Origin of the sequence: Nostoc sp. MS1, assembly GCF_019976755.1 — a bacterium.
Lineage (GTDB): Bacteria > Cyanobacteriota > Cyanobacteriia > Cyanobacteriales > Nostocaceae > Trichormus.
The window spans coordinates 3,974,033-3,992,440 of the sequence record NZ_AP023441.1 but is presented as its reverse complement, the minus strand read 5'-3'; the positions used below and the strand labels follow the sequence as shown (position 1 = coordinate 3,992,440).

At 39.7% G+C, this 18,408-nt stretch carries 15 protein-coding genes; 9 read left to right on the top strand and 6 right to left on the bottom strand.

The annotated features are described in order from the left end of the window. Positions 1-118 precede the first annotated feature (118 nt). Positions 119-598, bottom strand: a complete 480-nt coding sequence (locus tag NSMS1_RS17270) for a DUF2267 domain-containing protein (protein WP_224085949.1) — start codon at positions 596-598, stop codon at positions 119-121. Positions 599-789: 191 nt separating this feature from the next. Next, the gene (locus NSMS1_RS17265) at positions 790-2,250 is read right to left on the bottom strand and encodes a sensor histidine kinase (RefSeq protein WP_224085947.1); all 1,461 of its coding nucleotides are present in this window, start codon (positions 2,248-2,250) and stop codon (positions 790-792) included. Positions 2,251-3,115: 865 nt separating this feature from the next. Here NSMS1_RS17265 and NSMS1_RS17260 point away from each other — a divergent pair. The 7 genes from NSMS1_RS17260 to NSMS1_RS17230 all read left to right on the top strand — a co-directional run bounded on the left by NSMS1_RS17260 (position 3,116) and on the right by NSMS1_RS17230 (position 14,403). Continuing rightward, positions 3,116-5,839, top strand: a complete 2,724-nt coding sequence (locus NSMS1_RS17260; protein ID WP_224085945.1) for a beta strand repeat-containing protein — start codon at positions 3,116-3,118, stop codon at positions 5,837-5,839. A 179-nt stretch (positions 5,840-6,018) separates the two neighbouring features. Further along, on the top strand, positions 6,019-6,609 hold the full coding sequence (locus NSMS1_RS17255; RefSeq protein WP_224085943.1) for a hypothetical protein: 591 nt from the start codon (positions 6,019-6,021) through the stop codon (positions 6,607-6,609). Positions 6,610-6,833: 224 nt separating this feature from the next. Further along, positions 6,834-7,397: a hypothetical protein gene (locus tag NSMS1_RS17250; RefSeq protein WP_224085941.1), complete on the top strand. Its 564-nt coding sequence runs from the start codon at positions 6,834-6,836 to the stop codon at positions 7,395-7,397. A 34-nt stretch (positions 7,398-7,431) separates the two neighbouring features. After that, on the top strand, positions 7,432-8,397 hold the full coding sequence (locus tag NSMS1_RS17245; RefSeq protein ID WP_411908633.1) for a molecular chaperone: 966 nt from the start codon (positions 7,432-7,434) through the stop codon (positions 8,395-8,397). A gap of 95 nt (positions 8,398-8,492) precedes the next feature. Then, positions 8,493-11,501 (top strand): carboxypeptidase regulatory-like domain-containing protein, encoded by a 3,009-nt coding sequence (locus tag NSMS1_RS17240; protein WP_224085937.1) that lies wholly within the window; start codon positions 8,493-8,495, stop codon positions 11,499-11,501. 121 nt (positions 11,502-11,622) lie between these two features. Then, the gene (gene ppk1, locus NSMS1_RS17235) at positions 11,623-13,836 is read left to right on the top strand and encodes a polyphosphate kinase 1 (RefSeq protein ID WP_224085935.1); all 2,214 of its coding nucleotides are present in this window, start codon (positions 11,623-11,625) and stop codon (positions 13,834-13,836) included. Positions 13,837-13,989: 153 nt separating this feature from the next. After that, positions 13,990-14,403 carry a response regulator transcription factor gene (locus NSMS1_RS17230; protein ID WP_224085933.1) on the top strand — a complete coding sequence of 138 codons (414 nt, stop codon included), beginning with the start codon at positions 13,990-13,992 and terminating at the stop codon, positions 14,401-14,403. 125 nt (positions 14,404-14,528) lie between these two features. On the opposite strand, the gene NSMS1_RS17225 is transcribed toward NSMS1_RS17230, so the two are convergent. After that, positions 14,529-14,711, bottom strand: a complete 183-nt coding sequence (locus NSMS1_RS17225; RefSeq protein ID WP_224085931.1) for a hypothetical protein — start codon at positions 14,709-14,711, stop codon at positions 14,529-14,531. Between the two features lie 228 nt (positions 14,712-14,939). Between NSMS1_RS17225 and NSMS1_RS17220 the strand changes: the two genes are divergently transcribed. Beyond that, a complete protein-coding gene (locus tag NSMS1_RS17220; RefSeq protein WP_224085929.1) occupies positions 14,940-15,506 on the top strand; it encodes a DUF2854 domain-containing protein in 567 nt (188 codons plus the stop codon). A 22-nt stretch (positions 15,507-15,528) separates the two neighbouring features. Here NSMS1_RS17220 and NSMS1_RS17215 read toward each other — a convergent pair whose 3' ends face one another. From NSMS1_RS17215 to NSMS1_RS17205, 3 genes are all read right to left on the bottom strand, one after another. Next, complete coding sequence (locus NSMS1_RS17215; RefSeq protein WP_224085926.1) at positions 15,529-15,789, bottom strand: chlororespiratory reduction protein 7; 261 nt, start codon at positions 15,787-15,789, stop codon at positions 15,529-15,531. A 98-nt stretch (positions 15,790-15,887) separates the two neighbouring features. After that, positions 15,888-17,072, bottom strand: coding sequence for an NAD(P)H-quinone oxidoreductase subunit H (locus NSMS1_RS17210; protein WP_224085924.1), 1,185 nt, complete (start codon positions 17,070-17,072; stop codon positions 15,888-15,890). Further along, the gene (locus NSMS1_RS17205) at positions 17,060-17,257 is read right to left on the bottom strand and encodes a hypothetical protein (RefSeq protein ID WP_224085922.1); all 198 of its coding nucleotides are present in this window, start codon (positions 17,255-17,257) and stop codon (positions 17,060-17,062) included. The genes NSMS1_RS17210 and NSMS1_RS17205 overlap by 13 nt, the downstream gene beginning before the upstream one ends. A gap of 185 nt (positions 17,258-17,442) precedes the next feature. Between NSMS1_RS17205 and rsmH the strand changes: the two genes are divergently transcribed. Then, positions 17,443-18,339, top strand: a complete 897-nt coding sequence (gene rsmH / locus NSMS1_RS17200; protein WP_224085920.1) for a 16S rRNA (cytosine(1402)-N(4))-methyltransferase RsmH — start codon at positions 17,443-17,445, stop codon at positions 18,337-18,339. Positions 18,340-18,408: the final 69 nt, after the last annotated feature.

Below are 18,408 nucleotides of genomic sequence, written 5' to 3'. Positions count from 1 at the left end.
AAGCTTTAAGTCAGCCAGAAGTTTAATAGAAATTGTCTTCAATCAAATAAATACCTGATAAACGAAATACCCAACTTTATTGATAAGCTGGGTATTTATAACTGTCCCCTTCTATATATTAAGCTTCTTGCCAAAGTTGACGAACGTGATCTGGCAACCAACTAGCAATTTCTTCTATCCGTTCTGGAGATAATTCATCTTTTGTAGCAGCAAAGACAGCCTTAACCACTCTTTCCCGGTCTACATTTGGCTGCATTCCCCCTTCATTAGCCACCCGGAATAGGAAGCGATCGCTATCAATTTTAAAGATACCAGGGCCTTGCCAGGGTGGACGAACCCGACTTAAAAATCTCACAAGCGGATTGCTATCATGCCATAAATCCGCAATTTCCATTTGCAGAGATTTATCATCACTTTGTTCTGCGGGTTTATGTAATTCTCCTTCAACTCTATCAGCAGCTTCCGTTGTCATCAAATCGCGCATAACACGATAAACAACTTCAGTTATGTCTCTAGCATCGTAAATATCGCTTAGACCACTCTGTTCTTTTACTTTTTCTAAAAAAGGTAGATTCTTCTCTGGTATGGAAGTTGTCATCAAGCCCTCCAAAAGTTTAGTTATAACTGCATTTCGCTAACAGGAAAACAGCAGTCTATAAGGCTCATAACTAGCCGAATAACTGCTTGCTTTAGATATTTATGCTTAAAAAATGCAAGCTTTATTAGATAAATTAGTATGAGAAATTACGATAATTCATCTGTCACAGGAAACAAATAGCAATTACTAAATTAAGACTCTAGAGTTATTGGTAATGTGACAATAAAGGTAGTACCTTTGCCTAGAGTGCTTTCGACTTGAATGCTACCCTGGTGATGTTCTACTATAGCGTGAGCGATCGCTAGTCCTAATCCTGAACCTGTCGTACTATCTTTACCTACATTGCCACTTTTATGAGTGCGTGCAGGATCAACTCGGTAAAAGCGGTCAAACAATTTTGGTAATGCGTCGGTGGGAATACCAATACCTGTATCGCTTACCTTGATTTGTAACTGAGGAGTACCATAGCGGACTCTATCTACTCGCACCAATTCCACATTCACTGCACCACCAGCAGGGGTATAATGTAAAGCATTACCAATCAAATTGGTAAATAATCGCACCAGTTGATCCCAATTCCCCATGAGTGTAAACCAATTTTCTAATAATTCTGGGTCATTTTCCCCATCTTGAGGATCAATTAAATGCAGATTAAGTGTAATGGCTTTTTCCTGCGCCAAGAGTTGCTGTTCTTCCACCACATCTATCAGTACAGCATCTACAGGACACCCTGAGAAGCCATCTCTGCTGACACCACCATCCTGACGCGCTAAAAATAGTAAATCATTAACTAATTTACCCAAACGTTGCGTTAGTCGTTCCACCACTTTTAACTGTTGACGATAGTTAGAAGATATAGTGGCTTCCGTTTGAGCTAACTCTAAGTCTGCTAAAGCTACTTGTACATTAGTTTGAATTAAAGTGATGGGACTGCGTAATTCATGGGAAGCATCAGCCGTAAATTGCTTAAGGCGTTGGTAAGACTCCCCCACCGGTTCCATCGCTTTTCCCGACAAAAACCAACCACTTGCACCTACAGAAATTACCATCAACCCAGTACCCAAAGCCAAATCAAAAATTAACTGACGACTCGGTTTTGTCACTTCAAACCAAGGATGACTCACACGCAGATATCCTAAAACTTGTCGTCCAACTTCTACCCGTTGGGTAACTTGGCGTAATAACAATGGGGAGTGGGGAGACAGCAGTACAGGGGTTTTTCCATCTATAGGTGACTGCATACCTGGAGGAGAGGTTTGTGAATCTTCCCAGGTGTCTTGTTTATAGACATGGACAGTTTCACCTGTGCGGCTACTGTGAATAGGAATGTTGAGAGGTTCAGAAAAAGTTGACCAAATTAATTCACCAGTCGGGCTAAACCACTCTAAGTCTATGTGGTCATCTTCTACAGTATTGGCATTATTGCGAAAACTGGCTTCTACATTGATGTGTAGTTGTTCAGAGTCATTTTTGTCTGGTTCAATAACTAGCGATCGCTCAACTATCTCCACCACATGATTGAGGGTATCATCAATCCGCTCAACCAAAGTGCTACGGACATATAAATATACACCACTAGCGAACAAAAGCAGTAATACAGCAGTAACAGCCGTGTACCAGATAGCCAACCGACGACGAGTAGCTTGAAACATTGGGTAACGCAGAAAAACTAAATATATAATCTCTAGCTACTTCATTGTAAAAACACTCCGCGCCCCTCTGCGTTAACCTCATATTCCTCTGCGTTAAAAAATCTATTAATTTATGCCTGTATCATACTTCATACTGTAGTAAGTAAGTAATACGCTTCTATAGGGTTGGGGATTTAAGCAATTATTTTATACATCTAAAATTAGTTTAACACTACCTGATATTTTAATTACAATAATTAAAAAATTTAAGTAGTATTACAGATGTAGATGATTTTCTGTAGAAGTTAAATTCTATTTACTGTTGAACTACGAGGATATTCTTCATTAAGACGCAAAGTTTCATCAATACCAATCTAGACCAAATATAAATTACTGATAACTTTTTATTAGAGTTATAAATAAGCTTTAGTTACTACAGAAAATGAGGGCTACATTATCAGTAGCACTAATTTTTTGCTCTGTAACTGAATATTTTCTAACTTAGAAGAAGTCTATCTTTACTAAATTTGGTAAGGTTACGCCGTGGACTTTCAACCTAACCAAACATCTCCTTATTAATCACCAAACACCCTCACTTTTAAGCTCTCTAAAATTATTCCTATTCTCCATGAGTTTCGCTCTATTCGAGAAAACTCAAAGTTAAGAATATATGATGACATCTCTCCATTCACATAGAACCCTTAAAATACCAATTTTGAAAGCACAAACATTAGAATTGTTTGTATATTCGCAGAACAAGGTGTTGCTTTAAAAGAAGTGAAAGTCGCTAATAGTTGATTCATGCAAGTAAACTTGTGTTGTATTACAGTGAAAAAATGCAGCTAGTTTATAAATGTAGAAATGCTATAAAAAGTATTTAATAATTATGCCAACTTATTCAAACCTCTCTCCAGCACCAGGAAATACAAGAGCCACAGCATTAGATACAGCAACTTATATTGGTAGTCCACTAACTAGTGCAGCGAATGTATTTCAAGACTCTCTTGATAGTTCTAATAGAAATGATTTCTATAAATTTACTGTCGGTAGTTCTAGCATTGTAACCCTTAATCTTACAGAGTTACAACCAGGTAGCGATGCCAATTTAATTTTGCTGGATAGTAGTGGTAATACTCTTAAATCTTCTCCTAAGCCTGGTAACACCTCAGAATCTATCCGCTTTAATCTCAATAATCAACCCGCCAATACTCCCTACTATGTACAGATATATCTAGTTACTGGTGGAGTGAGTACAACTTACGATTTGAGCCTTTCAGCAGAAACAATTACAGATAGTGGAATATCTGACAACACAACTGCACTAGCTGATACAAATAGAGATATCAGTACATCTGTAAATGGTGGTAGTTACAGTAATACTGATTTCGTAGGTAGTGTAGGTACTGGACAATTTATAGATAATAGCGACTACTACAAATTCACATTAACTAATAGTGGTACTGTTAACATTAACCTCACACCAACTAGTGGTAATGCTGACTTACAATTATTAAACAGTTCTGGTTCTTCCCTTCAAAATAGTTCCTTAGCAGGTACAAACCCAGATGTTATTAATCGTTATTTAGCTGCTGGTACTTATTATATTAATGTAGCCGCTAATGGAGACTCTACTAATTACAATTTACAAGTCAATTTTACTGGTGATCCTACCGACCAAGGAGGAAATACATTAGCGAATGCTACTACCATTAACGTTCCTACAACCATCTCAGATTTAGTTAGCACAGGGGATAATCAAGACTTTTATAAATTTACTCTCACTTCAAATGCTTTAGTTGATATTAAATTTACATCACTTTCAGCAGACGCTAATTTAATTCTGCAAGACCAAAGTGGTGCTAACATTCAAGTTTCTAACCAATCAGGAACCTTCCTAGATTACATCCGCCGTAGCTTAGTTGCTGGTACTTATAACATCTTAGTGAGTCGTGGTGGTAGTGCTACAGTAGCTAACTATACCCTCAGTGTTACCGCCGAAAATGTAGGAACAGACCAAGCTTTCAATATTTTGGCTCAAGCACAAGATTTAGGAAACTTAAATGGCTTTCTCTCCCGTAATGAGTTTGTAGGCAACATAGATACTAACGACTACTACAAACTCACTCTGACTCAAACCAGTAACTTTAATCTAAATCTGGCTGTTTTGAGCAGCTATTCAGATGCACAATTAGTCAACGCAGATGTACAGTTACTCAGCAGTAACAATACACAAATAGCGCTCTCTAATCAACCTGGAAGTAGTAGTGAAAGTTTTAGTAATCTCACTCTTAACGCTGGAACATACTACATTCGTGTCTATACTACTGGTTTAGCCAGTACTTTCTATGGACTAAATTTATCAGCCCAAGGAAAAGTTACGAGACTAGAAATTAATCCAGGCGCAGCTAGTTCTAACCCCAGCAATCTCACAACTTTGAGTAATGCTCTGTATTTTACAGCTGATGATGGGGTGAATGGTATACAGTTATGGAAGAGTGATGGCACTACAAACATCCGTCTCACTAATACTAGTGGTTTTAACCCTACTAATCTTGTAGTCTTTAACAACAAACTCTACTTCACAGCTTCTGACAGCACCTATGGTAGAGAGCTTTGGGAGTATAACGGTACATCAACAAACAGAATTAGTGATATAAACGCCAATACTGGTAATTCTGATCCTGGTAATCTAACAGTTGTTAGTAGTCAGCTTTTCTTCACTGCGGTAGATGGTAATAGTGCCAGGAAATTATGGGTATATAACGGGACTAATCTTAGCTTAGTTGATGTTAACCCTGGTTTTGCTACTACCAATCCAGCCAATAACCCATCTACTTTTACTACTGCATTTAATAATCGACTGTTCTTCACAGCTAAAAATAACAGTCAAATTTGGTCAACTGATGGGACTGTAGCAGGTACACAAGTCATTACCACAGGCGGAGTTACTAACTCCTATGCACGTAGTTTAACTGTTGTTGGCAGTACGCTTTACTTCACTGCTAATGATGGTATAACTGGGCATGAAGTCTGGAAATATCAAAGTGGCACAACAGCCAGCTTAGTCAAAGATATTACCTCTGGTAACAATGGATTTGCACCAACTAATCTGACAGATGTTGGTAATACTTTGTACTTTGTCACAGATAGCGACAATGACTTTAACTTAGAACTATGGAAGAGTGATGGCACGCCTAACGGAACTTTACCCATTAATCCTAATGGAGATTCACCTAACATTGGTTTTGGTTCTATCTATCTAACTCCTGTTGGTAATACCCTATACTTTGTGGCAAATGATCCGGATACAGGTGTAGAACTCTGGAATACAAATGGCACAAACGCTAACACAGTAAAAGATATTTGGACTGGTTCTAATAACAGTATTCCTACTAGCCTCGTCAATTTCAATGGCACTCTCGCCTTTGCAGCTTCTGATGGCAGCAACAGAGAGGTGTGGTTCAGTAACGGCACAGCTAATAACACGCAAAAGGTTAGCAACATTTACGCTTCAGGAAATGCTAACCCAAGTCAGCTGACTGTCGTTGGTACAAAGCTGTTCTTCACCGCCACAGATGGGGTTAACGGCACAGAATTGTATGTGATTTAAGCAGGAGGTGATTTCAAAAAAACAAAATTATGTAAAAAGAAAGCAGATTTAACTGGTTGTTCAGCTATTTACTGACAAACCAAACAGAAAAATTCTTTGCCGCATTCAGTTTCTACAAAGTTTACTCATAGTCAACATAAATTGACACAAATACAAAAAACTAGGAGATGTCTTTCAATATGAAGAACAAATTTTTAGCTCTGGCTGCTTTAGGTACTGCTGCTTTAGGTAGTGCTGTTGTTTCTGCTCCTGCTAACGCTCAGATTGCTCAAGGTGCTGGCCCTTCTCAAACCATTAACGTTAACGTATCTGTGCCAGAAATTCTTTACTTGAGAACTGTTCAAAATGCTGACGTAGTTATTACACCTACTCAGCTGGCTGGTAACGCAGTAACATTAACCTCAGCAGGTGGCACTCCACCTGCTTATATTGGCAGCGACCAATCCACTGGAGCTACAGTTGATACTACATCGCCGTTTTCAGCACCAGGCGCACCTGTTGCAGTTAGCATTCCCAATGCCTACATTGTTTGGTCTAACAGTCCTACAGGCTCCTATAGTGTAGCTTTTGATACTGGAACATTTACTGCATCGGGTTCAGGTGGTGCTACTATCACTGTTGAGCCTACTAATGCTACTCTTACCAACACTGCTGAAGGTTTAGTTACCGCCACACCAAAGAACATTGACTTAAATGTGACATTAGATGCTAATACAAAAGCTGGCAGTTACGCAGGTACTGTGACAGTTGAAGCTTTCAGACCAAACTAACAATTTTTGTTTAGATAGTATGGGAAAATCTGCTTCACACCTTGGCAAGTAAGAGACAGAATTTTTCCCACTACTAACATGATTTAGTAAGCTGGTTAGCTTGCTGATTATCCCTCCAATCCCCTAGTAACTGGGGGGATATTCCTTATATTAACCCCTGCAACAACGAAGCTCAGTAAAGATTTGACTTGTATACATAATTTGAATGTAAATAATTGAGCAATATGTCATGGCATCAAATTAATAGTTGCAAAAACTATCTGCTCACTAGCTTGGGCGTAGGCATAGCTGTTTTAACTTGGTCACAAGCAGCAACTTTAGCACAAATTAATTCTACATTTGCACCTACAGAAATTTATCAGTTAGCAGCTCCGCAACGGCTAACTATTCCTCCCATAGCACAATCAGAAATTTCTCTAACTACCAAAAGTGAGTCAGTAGCTAGCCAGGGAGACTTATTTACACCTCCACAATTTAATACTGCTATTGTCCGAGAATTTCCTAATATTTGGCAGATGCGAGTTCCTATAGATCAAGTTAGTTCACTCTATGCCGTTTATGAGTTAAAAGCTGAGAATGGCAATGGCAGTTCGGTTAGTAGTGAACAACACTCTAGTTCAACTGTGCCAGTGGTAATCGAACCATTACCAATAATGGAAATTTCTCGCGATATCAACAGCAATACAGTGTTGGTACAAGGCGGTTTCCGATTAAAGATGGATATTACTAACACTCAAGTCGCAGGCGTATACAATGGCGAGCTAACGGTGGTAGTAGATCGTCGTTAATAATCTGTATTTCATTAAAAATTGCTTTGTGGTGATGAAAGTGAATAATCTTATTCAAAATTTAACAAAATTTGGCAAGATTTCCTTGGGTATATTAGGAGCATTAGCTTTAGGTATAGCTCCTGCCTCAGCAGTTGAAATAGGAGTTTCCCCTCCTCGATTCCATATTGATCTCAATAGTAAGAAAACGCGATCGCAAGCTATTAAGGTGATGAATTTTGATTCTAAACCTGTTGAGCTAAAGGTTTACGTCCGTTCATGGGCAATGGATGAAAAGAATCAACTGCAAGCTCTTCCTCCTACAGAACAATCTTTAGAACAGTGGATTGTTTATACTCCTTCTCGTTTTACTATTCCCCCTGGTGGTACGCAGACTATCCGTTTTGCTATTCGTCCTCGTCTGCAACCTAAAGAGGGTGAACATCGAGCTGTGGTATTTATCGAAGAAGTTCTTCCACCTAACTCTTCACCCAAGAAGGGAGTACAAATTATTGGGCGGTTGGGTGTCGCTGTTTATGGTTATGTAGGAGATATTAAGCGAGTTGGTGTACTGAATGCCGTGAATGTAGAGACTAAACCAAATGCGCTTAATGCTGTCTTTGACATTTCTAGTCAGGGTAATAGTTATGTAAGCATGAAAGGTCAATATGCTATTTGGCCAGCTGATAAATATCCAGGTGCTACAGCTACAAAACCCATAATTAATTTAGAAAAGCCCCAGCCAAAAATTACCCAACCTCTGGTAGACGCAGGAATTTTACCGACGACACCAGTGTTGCCAGATAGCCGTCGTCGTGTTCTATTACCAATTACTAAAAATTTACCCCCTGGTAAATATGTATTAGATATCAATGGCGAATTAGATGGTGTGGTAATTAAGAAAGGCATCCCATTTACAGTACCAGTCAATCTTCCAATTGCCAGCAATAATCAATCTGGTATTCAGCCTGCTTCTCAAAAACTCCGAGATTCTTTAAGAAATTCTCCACGCCGCAAATAGCATTAGCAAACTCTAAGTTAAGTTCCTTCTTCCCTGCAATGAGATTCTAGCTGGGAAGTTTTTTAGGCTACCCATACAAAATTGTGTGCTTCAGTATGTTCTACCAACCTTCTACATCTCCCCCACCAGCTACGAATGTACAATTCACAGATAGTTCTTGTAAAACACTCTCAAATGCTAGCGTTAGTCAAGAACAGAAATTAGTTGCTGGAACGATAGCAATTCCTTCTGCGCCAGAAAGCTTCCAGCCAGAATTTTCTACAGACACTTGTACTCAATTACAATTAAGCAAAAATGTAGATAAATCCAGAATTATTGCTATTGAAAGCTCGCCTACATCTAGTGAAGAAGAATCAAGCCAATTTTATTTCTCAGATGCTATTGAATTAAATGAAAAAAGTATTTCATCAATTACTAGTGCATTACTAATAGCCCAAAATATTGATAATAGTGCCAAAAAAGATATATTAGCTACTGAACTATCGCAACCTCAATCTAATATCAATTTAGTTGCCCAAGAGTCTAAAACATCACCAGACAAACACAACCCTGTCCCAAATGCTCCTCTTAATAATATTTTGGCTGCTGGTAAAAATTTATTAGTGGCAGTGTTCATTAATGGACAAGAAGTCGGTAGTTTAGAAATTGTGCCACAAGGTAACACTTTATTAGTTCCACTCTCCGATTTCGTTCAAATTACAGGGTTAGAAATTGACAAGACTAGTGGAAATACTCAACTGAAAACTCCTTTGGGATCAGTGACTATTACAGAAGCTGATTTAAAAAAGATTGATGGTGTTATATATATTAGTGATATATTTCTTAAAGAAAAATTACTCACAAATTTAGAACTAAAAATTGCAGATTTAACATTAAATGTTGATTTACCTTGGCGCAGAGGAACGAGTGAATCTAGAAATCAAGCTATTGACCTCAAGCCTGAAGTTAGACCACCCAGTAATGGCTTGTCAAACTTCCGTCAAGAATTAAACTACTATAGTAATTCTGGTGATTCTAGTTGGCGTAGTTCTACACTTTTGGGTGGACGTTTAGGGGATGGCGCTTGGCGTTTACGTCTAGATAATAATTTTGTTAACCAGCCTAACCTGACTGAATATTTTTACTTTAAACGCTCAGGAAGATTTCTTTACCAAATTGGTAAACAACAATTAAATTTAAACCCTGTTTTGTCAGGATTAAATTTGACAGGGTTGCAGTTTGGTTATACTAACCTACCTGCAGATCGATTTAATACAAATTACACTGCTTCTGAACTTTTACCTCGCCGTTCTCAACCAACACAAGCTTTTCGTGGTATAGTTCCTCCTGCTAGTTTTGTACAGTTACGTGTTGGTGGTGTTGTTATTGCCCAACAGCAAGTAGGGTTAAGTGGAGAATATGATTTTCAGGATGTTCTTTTACCAACTGGGCAGAGTAGTGAAATTGAACTAGCAGTATTTGAACGTAATAACCTAACTATACCTATAGAAATTCGTTCTTTAAGTTTAAATTCATCTGATTTGTTATTGCCATCAGGCGGTAATGTACAGTTAGCGGGTTTAGGTGTTACTGGTAACTTGCTGCAAAATAGTTTATTTGATGATTTTGGTTCGTCTCAAGCGGGCAAGTTTGCTGGCTTCTATCAAGTACGCCAAGGTATTTCTAATGATTTAACTTTAGAAGCTGGTGTACAGGTATTGCCAGAAACTACCCAAGCGCAAGCAGGCTTTGCTTGGCGTTTGGCCAGTCCATTGATTTTATCGGCTAATGTGGGTACTTCATCGGGTGAACTTGCTTACAAAGCAGACTTAGATTTTCAGTTGAGTAACTGGCGTATTCTAGGTACTTCTGAGTTTTATCCGCAAGGATATCTATCAAACTTTTATGGAAATAATGGACGCGATCGCACTAACCATAGTCTAGATGTTAGTTATAAGTTTAATAATAATTTAACTCTGGGATTTATTGCCCGCACTTATCAAACTCAGAATGTAGATTCTAACTATATTCTACCTACTTTTTCTTTCCGTCCTGCTCCTAATTTATCTTTTAGAGGCACACCCAACTATGGCGGAGACTATGTATTTAATGCTTTCTATCAACCTACAAGAAATACTAGGTTGTTATTTAATGCTTATGGTGATGTTTACACCTCAGATTTTAGTTATGATTTGAGCCGCCAGTATAGGCTATCTTTTGGTACCGAATCTGGTGGTAATTTAGCTACTCGTTATACGCTAACACTAGGTCGTAATGCGTCTACTTTATCAGCCTTGAGTTGGCGTTTGGGTTTAGGATATCGAGATGGGGAAATTGGTCCTTTTGTAGGAGCTAGTATGCGGTTAATACCCGGACTATTTGCTTCTATTGATTATCAAGGCATCCCATCTAGATATAGAAATCTTATTGGTGGTTTTGGAGATGATCGCCTAACTATATCATTAGTATCCGATTTATCTTTTGCTGGCGGCAGAGTATCACCATCTGAATACAGTTCAATTGGTAGAGACACAGGTGCAATTGCTGGACGTATAGTAGTTGAAGGTGGCAGAAATGGTGCAGACCTTAGTGGTGGTGTCATCCAAATTTACAATAATCGTGGTCGCAATGTTGGTTCAACCCAAATTGACTCTCAAGGAAACTTCTTTATGGGCAACTTACGAGAAGGGAATTATGTTGTGCAACTAGACCCTGATGAGTTACCCATTGAGATTAACTTGCGAAAGACTTCTATTGTTGCGGAGGTAGCTGGTGCGGCTGTGACTCAATTAGATTTTCCTGTCAGGTTAGAGTATGGCTTGGCAGGAAGAATTACCGATGTTTCAGGTCAGCCAATGTCATCAGTTGAATTGCAACTAATAGATGGTCAAGGCAAACAAGTCTCTACTACCACAACTGACCAGTTTGGTCTTTACCGTCTAGATGGTGTACCTGTAGGCAATTACAAACTGCAAGTTGCCAATCAAGAGGGAATTAATAATAGTGAAATTCTACCTAAACTTGATGTATTAATTAGCAAAGAATTTATTTATGATCAAAATCTACAATTACCAATATCTGCGGCTGTTAAAGTATTAGATGAGAAATCAGATACATCCAAATAGATAGATTCGAGATCAATATTGACTATGAGCTAATAACAGTGAACTAATGACCAATGACAACTGGTACGATATTTATTGTTCTTCAGCTCAATCGGCTGCATCAGGCTAGCCTACGATCGCCATGCCTAAATCAAAAAAAAGCTCTAATCCGATCAATTTAAACGATCCACAATACTATCTTAACCGAGAGTTAAGCTGGTTACAATTCAACAAGCGAGTTTTAAACGAAGCTTTTGATTCGCGTACACCACTATTAGAAAGACTCAAATTTCTAGCCATCTTCAGCTCTAACTTAGATGAGTTTTTCATGGTGCGAATTGCAGCTTTACAACAGCAGGTAGAAGCGAAGGTTAGCCAGTTAACACCCGACGGACGCACACCCCAACAACAACTAGATGATATTCGCCTCAGTCTCATACCGCAAGTTACCCAACAGCATCAACATTTCGAGCAAGAAATTAGACCCCTGTTAGGTCGGCATGGTATCCATATTGTTGATTACATTAATTTAACTTCTAAGCAACGCAAGTATCTAGATAACTATTTTGAAGACCAAATTTTTCCCGTTCTTACACCCCTAGCAGTTGATCCCAGCCATCCTTTCCCCTACATTTCTAATCTCAGTTTGAATTTGGCTGTGGTGGTGAAGAACCCGGATACAGAAGAAGAATTTTTTGCCAGAGTTAAAGTTCCTAGTGTCCTGCCGCGATTTTTACCTTTACCGTCAGAGTTAGCATTTCAAGAAGACGGACAAGCAGCTAACTGGATTGGTGTACCATTAGAGCAGGCGATCGCCCATAATCTAGATTCCTTATTTCCGGGGATGAACATCCAAGAGTACCATCCCTTCCGCATTACCCGCGATGCAGACCTCGCCTTAGAAGAAGATGAAGCTGATGATTTGTTATTAGCCATAGAACAAGAACTACGTAAAAGGCGCATCGGCGGTTCTCCTGTCAGAATCGAAATTCAATCCCAAACACCAGCAACCATCCGCACTAGGTTATTGGAAGACTTAGACTTGGCGGAAGAAGATGTTTACGAAGTCGATGGTCTGTTAGGACTACGGGATTTAATGTCTTTTATGTCCTTACCATTACCAGAACTAAAAGACCCACCCCGCCAGTCGGTTGTACCTCCACGTCTCCAAAGGTTGCGAGAACCAAGCTTAAATCCAGAAGATGGTTTAGAGGTAGAGGAAGGCAAAGACTTTTTCTCAATTATTCGAGAAAAAGATTTATTAGTCCACCATCCCTATCAATCTTTTTCTGCCTCAGTCGTGCGCTTCATTACCCATGCAGCCCATGACCCGAATGTCTTAGCAATCAAGATGACCTTGTACCGGACTTCGGGAGATTCACCGATAGTTAACGCCTTAATTGCGGCGGCGGAAAATGGTAAACAGGTTTCGGTACTGGTAGAACTAAAAGCCCGGTTTGATGAAGAAAATAATATTTACTGGGCTAGACGATTAGAAAGAGTAGGTGTTCACGTTGTTTACGGTTTAGTTGGGCTGAAAACCCATTGCAAAACCGTGTTAGTAGTGCGGCGAGAAAAAGACAGAATGCGTCGCTATGTACATATTGGGACTGGTAACTATAACCCGAAAACAGCTAGATTGTATACAGATTTAGGATTATTTACTTGTCGGGAAGAATTAGGCGCGGATATTACAGATTTATTTAATTTTTTGACTGGTTATTCGCGGCAAAAATCTTATCGGGAAGTGTTAGTTGCTCCTGTGAATATGCGCGATCGCTTTTTAGAATTAATTTGTCGGGAAATTACCAACGTACAAAATGGATTTTCTGGTCGCATTGTTGCTAAGATGAACTCCCTTGTCGATCCACAAATTATCGCCACCTTATACGAAGCTTCTCGTGCTGGAGTACAAATTGATTTAATCATTCGTGGTATTTGTTGTTTGCGCCCAGGAGTCAAAGACATCAGCGAAAATATCCGCGTCATCAGCATTATTGGCCGCTTCTTAGAACACTCCCGAATCTATTATTTTCATAACAATGCTCAAGAAGAAATTTATATTGGTAGCGCAGATTGGATGAGGCGGAACTTAGATAGAAGAGTAGAAGTAATTACTCCTATTAAAGATGCAGATATTGCTAAAGATTTGCAAGAAATTTTAGGTATTTTGCTGGCTGATAACCGTCAAACTTGGGATTTACAGCCAGATGGCAGTTATATTCAACGCCGTCCAGGGGAGGATTGCCCAGAAACTAGCTCACAAATCACTCTAATGAATATGGCACTGCGTCCAACTGGAATAGCGACAAATCTCCTTGATGCAGCAAAAAGTTCTGCATATACAGACAGTTAAATCAAGCCGATTTCCTGATAAATATTAGTATTTTTACAATTGCTCTAATTAATCTTTATGGTTTTGTACGAATTATTCAACCATAGGATAGAGTAATTGCTGTCACACATTCCCATAAACTAGAAAAATAACCGTATTTAATTCTTCCTGGGAATGTTAATGTTCTCCTGTGAGTCCTCTACCTTAAAGGTTCTAGTGGTTGACGATCACGAACTGACTCGTTTGACCTTGCAATTAGCTTTTTCTGGTCAGGAAAATATTCGCGTAGTGGGTCTAGCGACTAATGGTCAAGAAGCCATAGAAATGGTAAGAAACCACCATCCTGATGTAATTATTCTAGACTTACAAATGCCAGTTATGGATGGTTGGAGTGCTTCTGGTCATATTAAAGCCATCTCTCCCAACATACAAATATTAGCTTATTCTTCAGTAGAGGATGCAACTCTTCTCGATATCAATGCAACACCTAATTTTGATGTTGTTTGTAAGAAAGACGTACCTACTAAAGAGCTGATCGCCTTAGTTAGACAATTAGGGCAACGTGCAGAGAATGCGTCTGCTGCATAATAACTAAATTTACTACGTCGTTGAACTCAATCGATGTAGTTTCAACATGAGGACTTGGGAAATTTTATCATTACAGGAGCGTCGGTATAATCGTTCGTTGACGGTAAAACCGACGCAATTTTTATTTAATTATTGCCAGCTTCGGGAATAGTGCGGTTGTACTCTTCCAACAATTCATCTAGTTCTTCTAAAGCTTGATTTACATCAACTCTTAAAATTCCCAAGTTTGGCTGTTCTAACAGGCTCAGTAAATAATCACGTTTACTTTGAACGGCTGTAATTCTTACTTTGAGAGTTTGCAGATCCATTATTGTTTATCCTAAAAAATTGCTTCAAATTTAACGTTAACCCAAAAAAGGCGCGTCATGTAGCTGACTGGAGTGAGAAATTTCCGCACTGGGAACTAGAGATTGGTAAGCAAAGGAGCAGGAAAGAATGACTATTAACTATTGACTGTTGACTAATGACTAATGACTAATGACTCTTAACCATGATAATAAAACTAATGTGTTAAGAATTTTATACTATCTCAGATCATGTTACGCCGAATCTCTTTGGGAACACTTGGTTTAAGTGTGGGCAGCATATTAACCCTAGTTGGTTTCGCTGCTTATGCTGCAAATAATGCCACGCTCAACTTAGTTGGATTTTTCTATGGGTTTCCTCTACTACTAGGAGGACTAGCACTTAAAGCTAACGAACTCAAGCCTATACCTTTTAGCGAACCAACAACGCCATCAGTGCTACTTTTGCGTGAGCAGCAAGCAACTGTCACTCAAAATAAAATCCGTAAGGATATTACAAGATATTGTTACGGGCAAGATGCTCATTTAGACGCAGCACTGTCTTACTTGGGTTTGAGTCCTACGGATGAGACAAGACCAGAAGTTACAAGTTTACGGGAAACGGAAACTAATGGTGCGTATACTTTAATTCTAGAATTTGATTCGCCTGAAATATCAATAAGCGAGTGGCAACAAAAGCAAGAAAAAATGACCAAGTACTTTGGCCCAGGAGTTGAGGTAAAAATCACTCAACCTGACGAAGATATAATTGAATTAGCTCTGATTACTCTTAAAGAAGAATCCACAGCTAACAGTTAATAATCTTGTAAATACAAAGTCTTCATTTTTCTAACCGCACTGCATACCACTGTAAATATTTTCCTGCGCCTATATCCAGTTCGCAACTAGTATCTATTAAGTGTTGGGCTTGCGCTTGCAAAGAATCAAATTGTTGTAGCTCAAGGGGTAAATCAGAAATATCAATTTTCTGTAATTCTTCTTTGAGCTTTTCTAATAATTCTTCAGTAGTTAAAAACTGTTCTGGTTGGTTAGTTTCCAGGACAACAAAGTTATCCTGTTGATACATTAATGGGTTTGGCATGTTATGACAGTTGACAGTTGACAGTTGACAGTTGACAGTTGACAGTTGACAGTTGATAGTTGACAGTTGACAGTTAACCGTCAACTGTCAAGCAAATTTTATCTGTCTACAGATCCCATAATTACGTCAATACTGCCGAGAATGACGACAATATCCGCAACTTTTACACCGCGCAGTAAGTGGGGGAGAATTTGCAGGTTGTTGAAATCTGCTGGACGAATCTTCCACCGCCAAGGGAAAACATTATCATCGCCAACTAAATAAATGCCTAGTTCGCCTTTTCCGCTTTCCACACGGGCGTAAACTTCACCCTTGGGCATTTTGAATGTGGGAGCAACTTTCTTACCAATAAATTGGTAATCAAAAGCATCCCATTCTGATTTCTTCCCAGCCGCTAAACGTTTGGCTTCGAGGTTCTCGTAGGGGCCACCGGGTAATCCTTTGATTGCTTGCTTGATAATCTTGACAGATTCGCGCATTTCCCGCATTCTTACCATGTAACGGGCTAAACAATCGCCGGCTGTCTCCCACTGTACATCCCAGTCGAAATCGTCGTAGCATTCGTAGTGATCAACTTTCCGTAAGTCCCATTTCACACCAGAAGCACGCAACATTGGACCGGAAAGTCCCCAATTAATCGCTTCTTCACGGCTAATTGTGCCAATACCTTCAATCCGGCGGCGGAAAATGGGGTTATTAGTAACTAACTTTTCGTATTCATCAACTACGGGTAAGAAGTAGTCGCAAAATTCTAGGCACTTATCTACCCAACCATAGGGTAAATCGGCAGCTACCCCACCAACGCGGAAGTAGTTGTTATTTACCATGCGGTAGCCTGTAGCAGCTTCCCACAGGTCGTAAATCATCTCCCGTTCTCTGAATTGGTAGAAAAAGGGAGTTTGTGCGCCTACGTCAGCCAAGAACGGGCCAAACCACAGAAGATGGTTAGCGATGCGGTTCAATTCCAACATGATGACGCGGATGTAGCTAGCACGTTTGGGAATAGCAATACCAGCTAACTTTTCCGGTGCGTTGACGGTGACAGCTTCATTAAACATACCGGCTGCGTAGTCCCATCGGCTAACGTAGGGAACATACATGATAGTGGTACGGTTTTCGGCAATTTTTTCCATTCCTCGATGGAGATAGCCGATTACTGGTTCACAATCAACAACATCTTCACCATCCAGCGTCACAATTAGCCGCAGAACCCCGTGCATTGAGGGATGGTGTGGCCCCATATTTAGCACCATTGGTTCAGTGCGGGTTTCTATTCTTGCCATAAGTTCCGTGTTCTCCCATTATGAAAATTTCGAGTTGAACCGCGTTGATGCCATCCAAACAAGATGCCGTAAATACCCACCGTAGGCGATGGCGTAACCGCCCAGCGTAGCTGATCGCTCACATCTGCCAAAATAAAGTTCGTATGAGTATTATCCTGGGGATAAGCCCTAAATGTATTGTTCATACCAGGGTGGGTCACAGAGATGGGGGCAACTGAGGGGTTTTGCTTGATGTTTTATTTTGCTTCACTTCTTCAATTATTATAGGAAAGCTCGATATTTAAAGAAGTTGAGACAATGGAATTTTTTAACTGATGACCATTGACAAATGACTATTGACTGTTGAGCCATGATTTATCACTAACGACCAATGACTAATCCACCAGCCGCGCTCGAAGAAACTACATTTTCCCACCTACCTGTATTACCTCAAGAAGTAATTGCAGGTCTTTTGGTGCGTCCTGGTGGGCATTATTTAGATGTAACGGTTGGGGGTGGTGGTCACAGTCGTTTGATTTTAGAGGCTGTACCAGATGTTAAGCTAACGGCTGTTGACCAAGATGAAGATGCTTTAGCAGCAGCCCAGAAAGAGTTAGAGGAATTTGGGGAAAGGGTAAAATTTGTTCGTAGTAATTTTGCCACTTATGAGTTCCCTAGTGCTAGTTTTGATGGCATACTCGCTGATTTGGGTGTAAGTTCCTATCATTTAGATACACCAGAACGGGGTTTTAGCTTCCGCCACGCAGCTAACCTCGATATGCGGATGGATCAAAGGCAGCCTCTAACCGCCGCCGATGTGATTAATGATTGGGATGAAGTAGAATTAGCCAATATTTTCTTTCAATACGGTGAGGAGAGACTTTCACGACGCATTGCTAGACGTATCGTCGAAAAGCGCCCTTTTTCTACAACTACCCAATTAGCTGAGGCGATCGCATCTTCTGTTCCCCCCAAATACCGTTATGGCAGGATTCACCCAGCAACCAGGGTTTTCCAAGCTTTACGCATCGTCGTCAATGATGAGTTAAAATCCCTAGAAACTTTTTTAGCAAAAGCCCCACCTGCCCTTGTCTCTGGTGGCAGAATTGCTATTATCAGTTTTCACAGCCTTGAAGACCGTTTAGTCAAACATGGTTTAAGAAATTCACCTCTATTAAAAGTATTAACCAAAAAACCCATCACCGCTACCGAAGCCGAGATTGCCAACAACCCGCGATCGCGTTCTGCCAAACTCAGAATAGCAGAGAGAAGGGACGAAGCATTTTAATTTATTTCCTACCCCAAAAAAAACAAAAGAGGGAGCTTAACCCCCTCTACAGACAAAGCAATTATTAAA

Coding starts and splice junctions, on each gene's coding strand:
- NSMS1_RS17270 (WP_224085949.1), bottom strand. CDS start 598: ATGACAACTTCCATACCAGAGAAGAATCTACCTTTTTTAGAAAAAGTA.
- NSMS1_RS17265 (WP_224085947.1), bottom strand. CDS start 2,250: ATGTTTCAAGCTACTCGTCGTCGGTTGGCTATCTGGTACACGGCTGTT.
- NSMS1_RS17260 (WP_224085945.1), top strand. CDS start 3,116: ATGCCAACTTATTCAAACCTCTCTCCAGCACCAGGAAATACAAGAGCC.
- NSMS1_RS17255 (WP_224085943.1), top strand. CDS start 6,019: ATGAAGAACAAATTTTTAGCTCTGGCTGCTTTAGGTACTGCTGCTTTA.
- NSMS1_RS17250 (WP_224085941.1), top strand. CDS start 6,834: ATGTCATGGCATCAAATTAATAGTTGCAAAAACTATCTGCTCACTAGC.
- NSMS1_RS17245 (WP_411908633.1), top strand. CDS start 7,432: ATGAAAGTGAATAATCTTATTCAAAATTTAACAAAATTTGGCAAGATT.
- NSMS1_RS17240 (WP_224085937.1), top strand. CDS start 8,493: ATGTTCTACCAACCTTCTACATCTCCCCCACCAGCTACGAATGTACAA.
- ppk1 (WP_224085935.1), top strand. CDS start 11,623: ATGCCTAAATCAAAAAAAAGCTCTAATCCGATCAATTTAAACGATCCA.
- NSMS1_RS17230 (WP_224085933.1), top strand. CDS start 13,990: ATGTTAATGTTCTCCTGTGAGTCCTCTACCTTAAAGGTTCTAGTGGTT.
- NSMS1_RS17225 (WP_224085931.1), bottom strand. CDS start 14,711: ATGGATCTGCAAACTCTCAAAGTAAGAATTACAGCCGTTCAAAGTAAA.
- NSMS1_RS17220 (WP_224085929.1), top strand. CDS start 14,940: ATGTTACGCCGAATCTCTTTGGGAACACTTGGTTTAAGTGTGGGCAGC.
- NSMS1_RS17215 (WP_224085926.1), bottom strand. CDS start 15,789: ATGCCAAACCCATTAATGTATCAACAGGATAACTTTGTTGTCCTGGAA.
- NSMS1_RS17210 (WP_224085924.1), bottom strand. CDS start 17,072: ATGGCAAGAATAGAAACCCGCACTGAACCAATGGTGCTAAATATGGGG.
- NSMS1_RS17205 (WP_224085922.1), bottom strand. CDS start 17,257: ATGAACAATACATTTAGGGCTTATCCCCAGGATAATACTCATACGAAC.
- rsmH (WP_224085920.1), top strand. CDS start 17,443: ATGACTAATCCACCAGCCGCGCTCGAAGAAACTACATTTTCCCACCTA.